The sequence below is a fragment of the Lysobacter sp. ESA13C genome, from assembly GCF_019970005.1.
In the GTDB taxonomy this organism is placed as follows: Bacteria; Pseudomonadota; Gammaproteobacteria; order Xanthomonadales; family Xanthomonadaceae; genus Lysobacter; species Lysobacter antibioticus_B.
Genome location: NZ_JAHXYK010000013.1, coordinates 178,060 through 189,982, shown reverse-complemented (window position 1 = coordinate 189,982; position 11,923 = coordinate 178,060). Strand labels below are relative to the sequence as shown.

Annotated in this window: 13 protein-coding genes; 10 read left to right on the top strand and 3 right to left on the bottom strand. The window is 67.7% G+C overall.

Annotation, left to right across the window (positions count from 1 at the left end):
• Positions 1–436: 436 nt before the first annotated feature.
• Complete coding sequence (locus tag LC490_RS21795) at positions 437–697, top strand: hypothetical protein (RefSeq protein ID WP_223621602.1); 261 nt, start codon at positions 437–439, stop codon at positions 695–697.
• 101 nt (positions 698–798) lie between these two features.
• Here the strand turns inward: LC490_RS21795 and LC490_RS21790 are convergent, their stop codons facing one another.
• Positions 799–2,100, bottom strand: a complete 1,302-nt coding sequence (locus LC490_RS21790) for a hypothetical protein (protein ID WP_223621601.1) — start codon at positions 2,098–2,100, stop codon at positions 799–801.
• Between the two features lie 502 nt (positions 2,101–2,602).
• On the opposite strand from LC490_RS21790, the gene LC490_RS21785 reads away from it, so the two are divergent.
• Together LC490_RS21785 and LC490_RS21780 are read left to right on the top strand one after the other, a co-directional pair.
• A complete protein-coding gene (locus tag LC490_RS21785; RefSeq protein ID WP_223621600.1) occupies positions 2,603–3,730 on the top strand; it encodes an acyltransferase in 1,128 nt (375 codons plus the stop codon).
• A gap of 310 nt (positions 3,731–4,040) precedes the next feature.
• Entirely contained in the window at positions 4,041–4,265 is a 225-nt protein-coding gene (locus LC490_RS21780; protein WP_031373937.1) for a hypothetical protein, read from the top strand.
• Positions 4,266–4,301: 36 nt separating this feature from the next.
• Here LC490_RS21780 and LC490_RS21775 read toward each other — a convergent pair whose 3' ends face one another.
• A complete protein-coding gene (locus tag LC490_RS21775) occupies positions 4,302–5,411 on the bottom strand; it encodes a glycosyltransferase family 1 protein (protein ID WP_223621599.1) in 1,110 nt (369 codons plus the stop codon).
• 342 nt (positions 5,412–5,753) lie between these two features.
• On the opposite strand from LC490_RS21775, the gene LC490_RS21770 reads away from it, so the two are divergent.
• The 6 genes from LC490_RS21770 to LC490_RS21745 all read left to right on the top strand — a co-directional run bounded on the left by LC490_RS21770 (position 5,754) and on the right by LC490_RS21745 (position 10,084).
• The gene (locus LC490_RS21770; protein ID WP_223621598.1) at positions 5,754–6,209 is read left to right on the top strand and encodes a metalloregulator ArsR/SmtB family transcription factor; all 456 of its coding nucleotides are present in this window, start codon (positions 5,754–5,756) and stop codon (positions 6,207–6,209) included.
• A 50-nt stretch (positions 6,210–6,259) separates the two neighbouring features.
• Positions 6,260–6,475: a hypothetical protein gene (locus LC490_RS21765; RefSeq protein ID WP_223621597.1), complete on the top strand. Its 216-nt coding sequence runs from the start codon at positions 6,260–6,262 to the stop codon at positions 6,473–6,475.
• Positions 6,476–6,889: 414 nt separating this feature from the next.
• A complete protein-coding gene (locus LC490_RS21760) occupies positions 6,890–7,318 on the top strand; it encodes a YciI family protein (protein ID WP_031373941.1) in 429 nt (142 codons plus the stop codon).
• 72 nt (positions 7,319–7,390) lie between these two features.
• Positions 7,391–7,894 (top strand): VOC family protein, encoded by a 504-nt coding sequence (locus LC490_RS21755; protein WP_223621596.1) that lies wholly within the window; start codon positions 7,391–7,393, stop codon positions 7,892–7,894.
• Positions 7,895–8,193: 299 nt separating this feature from the next.
• Positions 8,194–9,453, top strand: coding sequence for an RNA polymerase sigma factor (locus LC490_RS21750; protein WP_223621595.1), 1,260 nt, complete (start codon positions 8,194–8,196; stop codon positions 9,451–9,453).
• A gap of 229 nt (positions 9,454–9,682) precedes the next feature.
• Positions 9,683–10,084, top strand: a complete 402-nt coding sequence (locus LC490_RS21745) for a hypothetical protein (RefSeq protein WP_223621594.1) — start codon at positions 9,683–9,685, stop codon at positions 10,082–10,084.
• 10 nt (positions 10,085–10,094) lie between these two features.
• On the opposite strand, the gene LC490_RS21740 is transcribed toward LC490_RS21745, so the two are convergent.
• Positions 10,095–10,691 (bottom strand): TetR/AcrR family transcriptional regulator, encoded by a 597-nt coding sequence (locus LC490_RS21740; RefSeq protein WP_223621593.1) that lies wholly within the window; start codon positions 10,689–10,691, stop codon positions 10,095–10,097.
• A gap of 158 nt (positions 10,692–10,849) precedes the next feature.
• On the opposite strand from LC490_RS21740, the gene LC490_RS21735 reads away from it, so the two are divergent.
• On the top strand, positions 10,850–11,884 hold the full coding sequence (locus LC490_RS21735) for a hypothetical protein (RefSeq protein ID WP_223621592.1): 1,035 nt from the start codon (positions 10,850–10,852) through the stop codon (positions 11,882–11,884).
• Positions 11,885–11,923: the final 39 nt, after the last annotated feature.

The window sequence follows — 11,923 nt, the reverse complement described above, 5'->3', positions numbered from 1 at the left end:
GAAGGCCATCGAAGACCCGGAGGGCGGCGCGCAAGGATGCGCGCCGTTTTTCATCGGGACAGGGATGTCCCGTATGAAAAATCCCCGCGGATGCACCGCTCGTGCGGGCCTGTGATTCAAAGAAAAGCATTTTTCTTTGGTTACCTTTCTTTTGTTGCTTATGACAAAAGAAAGTAACCCGCCGCTTTAGTGGCGGAAGCTTTTGGCGTTTGATCTTGTTTCTTTAGAAACCTGGGCAAGAGCAGAGCTTCCGTCCGCTAACGCGGCCGGGTTACTTTCTTTTGCTAAGCCCAAAAGAAAGGTAACCAAAGAAAAGGGCTCTCCTTGCAAGGGCACAAGCCACGAGTGCGATGCCCACGCCGGGATTTTTCGATAGGACATCCTTGTCCTATCGAAAAACGGCGCACGTCCTGTGCGCCGCCCTCCGGGTCTCCACTTGACCGGTAAAGCCACAAAGCAAAGCCACAAAGCAAAGCCACAAAGCAAAGCCACAAAGCAAAGCGGCAAAGCAAAGCGGCAAAGCAAAGCAGATCTATATCGCCGCAACGGCAACGATTTTTCTGCACATCCGGTAATCGCGGCTCGCGCCGACGCATCGCTTCGATGGGCGGCATCGGCGATGCCGGCTATGCGTGTTCCTTGGTCGCGGCTTTCGTCGCTCCTACCCTTCGCGAAAGCATGCCGCTTCGATGGATGACATCGGCGTTGCACCCTCTGCGCGTCCGTCCACACCCGCACGGCATCGGCACGCTTACGTCCGCGACACGGCTGTCGCGATCCAGCCCGAACCGCGCCGCCTCAGCCGCGACGGTTCAGACGTCGCCCCAGCCACCAGGCGCCGGCCGCGACCGTCACCCCGAGGAACAGGGCGAGGCCGCTGACGCCCGGGGTGGCGCGTTCGCTGACGAACTCGCCGCCCGGCAACAGGATGATCACCGCCATCGCCAGGCAGGCGTAGGCGACCACGGTCAGCACCCAGAACAGCCACTGCAGCGCACGCAGCACTTCGCGGCTGGGTTCGTTCTCGTGGCTGGTGCGGTGGGTGCCGCCGCGACCGAGCGCCCACAGCCAATAGGTCAGCGAGGCGTTGTCGACCTTGGCGCCGCGGCGCAGCGGGCGCCGGTAGGGGCTGTCGGCATACACGGCATGGTTCAGCGGGCCGTCGTTGCGCATCAGGTTGAGGCGGTCGTTGGCCAGCGGCAGGTTACGCGGGTCGTTCGGCGCGGCGTTGACCATCAGCGGCACCACCGTCGGCGCCACCAGGGCCTCGCTCGCCGGCGCGGCCACGTTGGCCGGCACCACGTTCGGAGGCGTGCTCAAGCGCTGCATCATCGACAACTGATTGAGCAGGTTCTGCTGCGCGAGCAGGGACTCGCTGTACAACGCGCTCGTCATCGGCGCGGCCAGCACCGCATTCGGCGTCGCCACCGGTACCGCGAGCGCAGGCGCCGCCGCATACGCGACCTGCGCCGGCAGGCCGGCGTTGCTCGCCGCGGCCACGCTCGGGTTGCCGAGCAGCGCGCTCTGCACGCCGGAAGGCTGCATGGTCATCGCGCTGCCGGGCACCGCATCGGCCGAGACCGGCCGGTTCAAGGCCGGCTGCAGCCCGGCGCTGTTGCCGAGCGCGCGTTCGGACAAGGTCGGCGGCGGGTATTGGGTGACCTGATTGAATGCGGTCTGGGTGTTGCCGCTCGAGTGCATCGACTGGCCGGGCAACAAACGGCTCGGATAGGCGGCGATCTGATCGTCCATCGCCGAACCGGAACTGACCACGTTCGGGGTGTTGTGCGGGCGGTCGTGCTCGGTCGAGCTGGGCGTGGTGCCGGACGGCGGCGTGACCGGGCTGGTGTCGCTGCCGTGATTGTTATCGACACCATTGCCGCCGGTGTGGGTATCGCCGCCGCCGTGCGGTTTTTCCAGGCCCGGCGGGCCGTCGCCGTTCAGCCCCGGCGGCGAGCCGGGACCGTGGTGATCGTCGCCGCCGAGACCGGGCAGGCCCAGGCCGAGCGGATCGTGGCCATGACCGTGGCCACCGCCCAGGCCCGGGAAGGACGGGCGGTGGCCGCCCGGAAATCCGGGGAAATTCGGAAAACCCGACATGGGCGTTCTCCCAGCAGAAACCTCGCACCGGATCGATAGCGCGCTTTGGGAAATTAATCCGCTGCGGGGCCGGGAGCATCCTCGGGCCGACCCTAGGTGCGACACGCCTGCGCCGGCCTTGCGGCGGGGCGTCGTGCCTGCCGGACTGCGTTAGCGGGACGAGCGCGATGCCGCAGTCGCCGAGTCGCGTGCGTCGATGCCGCAATCACCAACGTCGCTCGCATTCGATCGACCGCCCGCTCGCTCATCGCGTCCATCGACCACGCGAATCCGACACGCAGCGTGTTTGCGGCGAGGAGGCGTTGCCATTCATCGCCTGCCTTCCACGCCGGCATGCGATCGCCGCACAAACGTGGCAACGCAGGCGTCTTTCGCCTGCACATCCTCTTGTTGCCGTTGAAGTTCTCGGCGAGACTATTCGCGCAATCTCTACGTCGCGGCGCAACGCCGCGATGCGATCGCAGCACCATCCCTCTGCCGTAAACCCCAACCAGGAACTTCAATGAGCCGACTGCCCGGCCTCGATCTGCTGCGCGCGATCGCGATCGTATGGGTGATGTTTTTTCATGCCGCCACCGCCGGACTCGGCTCGCCTTACGGCCCGATGTCGGAATTCGGCTGGATGGGGGTGGACTTGTTCTTCGCCCTCAGCGGCTATCTGATCGGCTGGCAGGTGCTCAAGCCGCTGAGTCGCGGCGAACCGCTGCGCTGGGGCGATTTCTATCTGCGCCGCGCCATGCGCGTGCTGCCGGCGTTCTGGGCGGTGATCGCGCTGTACCTGCTGGTGCCCGAGTTCCGCGAGCGCCCCGGCATGCAGCCGGCCTGGCAGTTCCTGACGTTCACCGTGAACCTGTTGATCGACTACGAACACAACAAGGCGTTCTCGCATGCCTGGTCGCTCTGCGTGGAAGAGCATTTCTATCTGGTCTTTCCGTTGCTCGCATGGTGGCTGACGCGGCGCCCGGCGTTGTGGAAAACCCTCGCGCTCGGCGTGCTGTTGGTCGCGGGCGGCATGGCCTTGCGCGCCTGGGTCTGGCATTCGAGCCTGCCCGACGGCAGCGTGGCCTGGGTCGAGCGCGTCTATTACCCGACCTGGATGCGTCTGGACGGGCTGCTCGCCGGCGTCATGCTGGCGGCGATCCGCGCCTATCGTCCGCAATGGTGGTCGGCGATGATGCAGCGCTCCGGCGTGTTGCTGGCACTCGGCCTGGCCGGCGTCGCCGCGGCGATCTGGCTGTCGCAGAATCGCCTGGGTTTGCAGGCCTCGGTGTTCGGTTTCCCGGTGGTCTCGTTCGGGCTGGCCTTGCTGGTCGCCGCCGCGGCTTCGGAACAACGTTGGACCGGGCGCTTGCGCGTGCCGGGCGCGGCCTGGTTGGCGGCGGCGTCGTTCAGTCTCTATCTGACCCACAAGCAGATGTTCGGCCTGGTCTCGCGCCACTACGGCGAGCAACTCGACGGCCACGGCCTGCTTGCCTTCGCTGCCTATGCCGGCGCGGCCCTGCTCGGCGGTGCGGTCCTGTATTACGCGGTGGAGCGGCCGTTCCTGCGTCTGCGCGATCGCATCGTGCAGCGACGCGATGCCCAAGGCGAGGTCGGATCGGGTGCCGCGCTGCCGGCGGGCCAGGGCTGAGGCGGCGGGCGGGTTCGTCGGATGGCGCCTCCCCACTCCTGTTCATCGGCGGGCGATGCCTGAGATGTGACTTCTGTCATGTTTCGAGCATCCGGACTATGGCCTAAGGTGGGGAAAGCGCGCCGGACCGCGTTCGGGATAAGGTGGGTTCCGGAATCGTCGGCCGGCGATGCAGATCGCAGGCGGCGAATCCGGGCCGGTCCGTCCATGCATCCCCCGGTGTGGGCGCCTACAGTCCAGTGGCCCGATCCGTCCGTGGCCGATGTGCTCGAAGCGGGCCTTGCCCGTCGTTGCCAGAGGGGTGTGAACGATGCATCGAACTCGTGCCGAACTCGATGGCGATCTGTGCCAGCTGCGTGCCGCCTTGCCGATGTGGCGGCGACAGTGGCGCGACGATGCCGTGTTCTGGCCGCGCGTCGACAGTCTCGTCGAACGTCTGTTGACGGTGACGCCGCGCCCCGAGCGCGGCCACGTGGTCTCCAACATCAATCGGATGCTGGCCTCGCAGGGCTTGCAGCACGCGCCCTACGAATGAGGCCGGCGCGCGTCGCGACTGCGGCGGCGCCTGCGCTTATCTGATCAATTCATCCAGCAAGGCCGCGACGCGCGCGGCATAGGCGTTCGGCGCGAATCGCTGGGCGAAGGCGCGGCGTTGTTCGGCGTTGCCGTCGACCGACTCGCGGCCGAGCTGGATCATCAACTGGGTCAGCATCGGCCGGTCGTGCGGATCGAAACGCGGCATGTCGCCGGGCGCGACTTCTTCCAGGGCGCTGCCTTCGGCCACCGCGACCGGCGTGCCGGCGGCCAGCGCTTCCAGTACCGGCAGTCCGAAGCCTTCCGCATACGAGGGCTGCCACAGGCGTTCGGCATCGACGTACAGGCGCGCCAGGCCTTCGTCGTCGACCTCGTCGAACCAATGCACGCCGTTGAGCCGGCGCAGTTCCGGTCCGACGTCGGCGGGCGAGCCGACTACGGCCAGGTCCGGCGTGTCGTAATGCTGGCGGCGCGCGTCGAGCCAGGCGCGCAGGAACAAGTCGGCGTTCTTGCGCGGTTCGCGGGTGCCGACCAGCAACCAGTAACGCGGCGGCAAGGCGAGCGGCAGTTTGCTGCGGTCGGCCGGCGGCGGCAGCGGTGCGACCGCATCGGGCAGCACGTAGAGCTTGTGCGCATGCGCCGGGTACAAGCGTCCGCATTCGGCGGTGGTATAGCGCGACGGCGTCCAGATCGCGTCGGCGTTGGCGATCGCATGGCCGATCCGGGTCTGGTCGATCAGCCGCGTGGCCAAGGCGCGCCACGGCGAGGTGCGCGGGCGACGCAGGGTCAGCCGGAACAGGTCGTGCAGCAGCAACACCTGGCGCACGTCGGCCGGCTTGCGCCACACCGGCAATCCGCCCTCGGCGGTGGCGATGTAGATATCGATCTTCTCGCGGCGCAGCGCGGCCGGCAGAAAGCCGGCTTCGTAGTGCCAACGGTCGCGCAGGCCGGGGTCGTGGTCGAGCGGCAACGGTGCATCGTCGCTGACCGCGATGGCGCGATGCGGATGATCGGCCGGCGCGGCGGTGAACAGCACGGTGTCGATGCCGCTGCGGCCGCGCAAGGCGCGCTCCAGGGCCAGCACCTGGCGTCCGGCGGAGGTCGTCGGGGCGGCAGTGGCGGCGCGATAATCCAGGCCTATGCGCATGGCGCCCGCCTCCGTGCCGGGGCCGGCACGGGTTCGGCCGATGCCGACGGCAGCCACGGCGAAATCATTGCGGCGGCATTGGCCGTCGCGCGCGCGCAGGCAACGATCGCGGTGGAGAACGAATGCTTCATCGGATCCCGCAAGGCCCTGGGTCAGACCACTAACGGGATTGCAGCCGGATCGACCCTTCCCACTTAGTGCCAAATTAATGCGAAAAACATCACACTTATTATGTGATGTAAGTCGTTATGGTTGGCCCGGTCTATTGAATCGTTCATGAAAACGATGAACGAAAATAGCGCTTCCCCGTTCAGCTAAACGCGGTTTCGCGGCGCAGCGGCCATGCGGCTTGACAGCCTGGGCCTCCGGCTTTATCAACGGATCAGTTATTTAACCTTTCGGTTCATAGATATGTCCGTCGATTCGCTCAATGCGACCTTCGCCGCCCTGGCCGATCCGACCCGGCGCGCGATCCTGGCCCGGCTCGCCCACGGCGAGGCCGGCGTGACCGAACTGGCCGAGCCCTTCGCCATGAGCCTTCCGGCGATTTCCAAGCACATCAAGGTGCTCGAGCGCGCCGGCCTGATTGCGCGCGGCCGCGAAGCGCAATGGCGGCCTTGCCGGCTCGAGACCGAGCGGCTGCAGGAGGTCTCCGGCTGGCTCGATCGCTACCGGCAGATCTGGGAACAACGCCTCGACCGCCTCGACGACTACCTTGTGCAGTTGCAGGCGACGCACGCAAAACGCGACGACCCACCGCAACGCGGGGACCAGCGCGATGAGCACGATCCCGACTAGCGACAGAAGTGGCTTGCGCCGAGCAGGCTGCAGGCGGAGCCTGCGCCGCCATGGCTGACACCGGCGCGTCCGGGCGCAAGCGCGACGGCGCCGCCGATGCCTTGCCGGTGTCGGGCAGACCGTGTTGCGGTCTGCCGAGCCCCTTGGCGAGCGCCATCCGCAGCACCGTGCGCACGCCGGCCGACGTCGCCGCGTCCGCCGCACCGCCGCCGCCCTCCGGCGAAGACGGCGAGGGCGGCGAGGGCGGGCAAGACCCGATCCGATAACAGCCGCTGCGGGCGCGGCGAAACCACGCGAGCGCCGTCCCCGCAGTGATCGCTCGTTTGCCCGCACGAAGCGGCGAGCGCACGACTTCGGCGCATCGCAGCGATGCGATCGATCAAACGCCGGCGACGGCGTCCTGCCACCGTTGCGGGGTAGCGATCGTCCGCAGTCCTTGCCGCCCCGGGCGCGCCCCGTGCCGGCGATCCGCTAACCGGGCTTTGCGCGCCGATCCCGTGCCGGCGCGTCGTTTCGCGGTCCGTCAGCCCCCTGGACTGGCGGACCGTGGCTTTTGCCGTCGGCCTGCGTCGCCACGGTACTGGCGTGCTGGTCGACCGCGTCCTTGTCGATTTGGCCGCAGGCCGTTCGTCGTCCTCATGAGAGCCGCCACCGGGCCGCTCGCCCGCGAGGAACCGACGATGAAATTCATGCTGATAGTCAAAGCCGACCGCGACAGCGAGGCCGGGGTGTTGCCCGATCCGGCCCTGCTGCGCGCGATGGGCGCCTACAACGAGGAACTGGTCCGGGCCGGGGTGCTGCTCGCCGCCGAAGGCCTGCACCCGAGCGCCAAAGGCGTGCGGGTGCAGTTCGACGGCGCCACCCGCCGGATCGTGGAAGGTCCCTTCGCCTCGACCGAGGAACTGGTCGCCGGGTTCTGGCTGATCCAGGCGCGTTCGCTCGCTGAAGCGGTCGAATGGGTCAAGCGGGTGCCGCACCCGCCGGGCGTGCCGGCGCAGATCGAGATCCGTCAGGTCTACGACCTGGCCGACTTCGGCGAAGCCCTGAGCCCGGAACTGCGCGCGGCCGAAGAGCGCATGCGCGACCGCGTCGCGACCTGGTCGAACTGATTCGACCGCGATCAATGCGTGGCTTGTCGATTCCGCCCGCGCGGGTTCGTCGTTCGTAAGACACCGGCCGCCATGGCCGCCAGCATCGCGACGGCCATGCCCACCCACAGCACCCGTCTTACCCGGTTCAAACGCCACCACCCCAACCAGGACGACCACGCCATGCAACTGACCACGTATCTGTCTTTCAACGGCGATTGCCGCCAGGCCTTCGAGTTCTACCACGCGACCCTCGGCGGCAAGATCACCGACATGATGATCTTCGGCGACCATCCCGGCTGCGAAGGCCTGACCGAGCAGGACAGCGACAAGATCATGCACGCCCGCTACGAGCTCGACGGCTTCGCGCTGATGGGCACCGACGCCACCCACCTGTATCCCTACAAAGGCATCGCCGGCGCGCACGTCGTCGTGTCCTTGAACGACCCGGCCGAGGCCAAGCGCATCTACGACGCGTTCGCCGACGGCGGCAAGATCGAAATGCCCCTGCAGGAAACCTTCTGGGCGCTGGCCTACGGCATCGTCAGCGACCGCTTCGGCGTGCCGTGGATGATCAACTGCGAACAGGCGGCCTGACCGCCATCAGGGTAGGAGCGGCGTCGCCCAAGGATTTCCTTCGGTCGCTAGCCGCGATCGCGTTGTCGCATTCACCGGCGAAGGCCGTGGTGCCGACCGTTGCGGCCCGGGACCGATTTATCGGGCGTCGCAACTTTCGCCGGAGTTCGCTGGGTCGCGGTCGCGGCCTGCGCCGCTCCTACCCAAGGCGGCGATGCGGTCGCGGTCGATAGCACGCCGCTCTTACCCTGAAGCGGTCGCGCGGGCCTCGTCCTAAATGCCCTTGCATCGGCGTGCGCGAGGTGGTCTGATCCTTGGCCGTGACGGCCATCGATACCCACCGTGCCATCGACGCCGTCTGGCGCATCGAATCGGCCAAACTCATCGCCGGACTGACGCGCATGGTGCGCGATGTCGGTCTGGCCGAAGAACTCGCCCAGGATGCGCTGGTGGTCGCGCTCGAGCGCTGGCCCGAGACCGGAGTGCCCGACAATCCGGGCGCCTGGCTCATGCAGACCGCGAAGAATCGCGCGATCGACCGCTTGCGCCGCAAGAAGTTGCTCGACCGCAAGCACGAGGAAATCGGGCGCGAGATCGAGGCCAGCCAGGAAGAGGTCGAGGACGCGTTCTTCGACAAACTCGACGACGACATCGGCGACGATCTGTTGCGGCTCGTATTCATCTCCTGCCATCCGGTGTTGTCGACCGAAGCGCGTCTGGCCCTGACCCTGCGCCTGCTCGGCGGCCTCACCACCGACGAAATCGCGCGCGCCTTTCTCGCCGCCGAACCGACCATCGCCCAGCGCATCGTCCGCGCCAAGCGCACCCTGGCCGAGGCGCAGGTGCCGTTCGAGGTGCCGCGCGGCGAAGAGCTCGCGCAGCGGCTGGCCTCGGTGCTCGAAGTCATCTACCTGATCTTCAACGAAGGCTATTCGGCCACTGCCGGCGACGACTGGATGCGTCCGGGCCTGTGCGAAGACGCGCTGCGCCTGGGCCGCATCCTCGCCGGGCTGATGCCCAACGAATCGGAAGTGCACGGTCTGGTCGCGCTGATGGAAATCCAGGCCTCGCGTGCCGGCGCGCGCACCGCGCCCGACGGCACCCCGATCCTGCTGCTCGAGCAGGACCGCGCGCGCTGGGACCGGATCCAGATCCAGCGCGGGCTCAGCGCCCTGGAGCGCGCCATCCGCCTCGGCGGCGCGCAGCGGCCGTATGCCTTACAGGCCGGGATCGCCGCCTGCCATGCCAGCGCGCCGACCGCGCAGGACACGCCGTGGCCGCGCATCGCCGCGCTGTACCAGCAACTCGCGGTGCTGACGCCGTCGCCGGTGATCGAACTCAATCGCGCCGTGGCCTTGTCGATGGCGTTCGGCCCGGCCGCCGGCCTGGAGCTGGTCGACACGCTGATCGACGAGCCCTCGCTCAAGCACTACCACTTGCTGCCGACGGTGCGCGGCGACCTGCTGTTCAAGCTCGGCCGCCGCGACGAAGCGCGCGCCGAGTTCGAACGCGCCGCCTCGATGACCCGCAACGTGCGCGAGCGCGAACTGCTGCTCGCGCGCGCCGCCGAAAGCGTCTGAAGGTCAGCGCGACCGGCGAGTGGGCGAACCCGGGTTCGCACCGCGGCGCCATGGCGGCATTCGCCGCAGGTGTCGCGAGGGGGATCGGCAGCGCCGACACCGTCGTCCCAGGCATGGAATTCACAACATCCGAACGTGCGAAAACCGCGGAAATTTACCGGTTTTTTACACGCCCGCCGACGGCCTCGATCAGGATGCGCGCAACTCGGGCCGCGTGGAGGGAGACACGATGAGCAACCTAGCTATCGGCATAGCCATTGTCGTCGCACTGAATGTCTGGGCTACCGTCGTGGTGGTGCGCAACGAGGAGCCGCAAACGTATACGCGGCGCCGGCAACTGGGACTGATCTGGCTGCTGCCGGTGTTCGGCGCGACGCTGTGCTTGGCGATACACGCCAGTGGCCAGGTCATTGCCCACGGGATGCGCCGCGCAGGCGCTATGCGTTATCGGTCGGGCCGCGGTGCGGCCAACGATTTCGTATTTCCGCAGGCGGTGTTCTTCGCCAGCACAGCCGGTCAAGACTGCGGCGACCACGGCTGGGGCGGCCCTTGCGGCAACGACGGCAGCACCGAGGGCGGTGGCGACTGCGGTGGTAGTGACGGTGGCGGAGGCGGAGGCGGGGGCGACTGAGTCGCGCCGCTCAAACGCCGTCGTCGGCCATCGCACCGACGATCAACCGGGCCAGCGTCGCCGCGGCGTCGGCTTCCTCGATGCGCCCGCGCGTCATCTCGCGCGACAAGGCGTCGCCTGCGCCGATGATGGCGACGCAGCGGCGCAGCAGTTCGTCGCTCGGCAACGAGGCGGCGAAGGGCGCGAGCAGATCGCGGTAGAAGTTGACATAGCCTTCGACCAGTTCCTGCTGGAACTTTTCCATTTCCTCGTCGCCGGCCAACGCGGCGTTGATCGCGTGGCATTCCGGCCCGGCGGTGCGGAAGCAACTCATATAGCTCTCGCCGAGCAGGCGCGCGACGTCGTGCAGGCGATGCGGGGTGCGCTCGAAATCGCGCCGCACCACCGCGTTCTGGCGGTCGTCGATCTGTTTGTACAGCGCGATCAACAGGCCCGAGCGAGTGCCGAAGTGTTCGTAGGCGATCGGCTTGCTGACCCCGGCGCGCTCGGCGAGGTAGCCCAAGGTCAGGGCATCGGTGCCTTGCTCGCGGACGATGCCCATCGCTGTTTCGAGCAACTGCTCGCGACGTTCGGCCTTGGGCAGGCGTTTGGCGGGGGTGTCGGTCATGGAGCGATCTCTGGCGGGACGGGTGGTGGGTGCAGCGGAGAAAAAAGCGCTTGACAGCCTGGGTAGGAGTGTATCTTACTATTGGTAACTTACCAATCGTAGCTTATGCCGATGCCCGCCGGGCGCCGCGCACGCTGCCTCATCAAGGAGCTTGGACCATGAACGCAATCGCCAACAAACCCGTCCTCATCATCGGCGGTTCCGGCGTCGTCGGCGCCCAGGGCGCTCAGGCCCTGCGCCGCCTGCAGCCCGACCTGCCGATCGCCATCGCCGGCCGCGACCTGGCCAAGGCGGCAAAGGTCGCGGCCGAGGTCGGCCGAGCCGAAGCGGTGCGGGTCGACCTGGCGCGCGCCGATCTCGGGTTGGGCGATGAAGCGCGTTATGGCGCCGTCGTCGTGTTCGTCAAGGACGACACCCTCAACACGCTCAAGTACGCCCAGCGCCACGGCTTGCCCTACGTCAGCACCTCCAGCGGCTCGTTCGAGATCGCCCCGGAAGTCGCGCGCCATCTGCGCCATCCCGGGCGTTCGCCGATCCTGCTCGCCAGCCATTGGCTGGCCGGCACCGCAACCTTGCCGGCGCTGCATTTCGCCCGCGATTTCCGCCGGCTCGACCGCATCGTGATCTCGGCCCTGCTCGACGAGCAGGACATGGGCGGCCCGGCCGCGGCCGCCGACTACGAACGCCTGACCACCGCCGCCGCCGCGCAGATTCTCGACCAGGGGCGTTGGCGCTGGGTGCGTGGCGAGGAGGCCGCAACCACCTTCGCCAGCGTCGACGGCACCGTGGTCGAGGCCGCGGCGTATTCGCCCATGGACGTGGTCAGCCTGGCCGCGGCGACCGACGCGCACTCGATCCGCCTCGACATGGCCTTGGGCGAAAGCGCCAGCCGCCGTCGCGGCGAAGCCTTCTCGACCGAGATCGTGATCGAGCTCGAAGGCGAGCGCCACGACGGCACGCATGCGCGCACCCGCCACGAACTGGTGCATCCGCAAGGGCAGGCGCCGATGACCGCACTCGGCATCGCGCTCGGCGTCGAACGCCTGCTCGGCCTCGCCGGTGGCGAAGCGGTGGCGCCGGGCCTGTACACGCCGGACCTGTTGATCGACCCGGCCTACCAACTGGCGCAGTTGCAGGCCTTCGGTGTGCAGGTGGCGCAACGGTCGCTCGTCGAGATCCGCGCCGCCGCCTGACGACCCCTCGCCGTCGCTGCTGGTCACGCAGCGACGGCC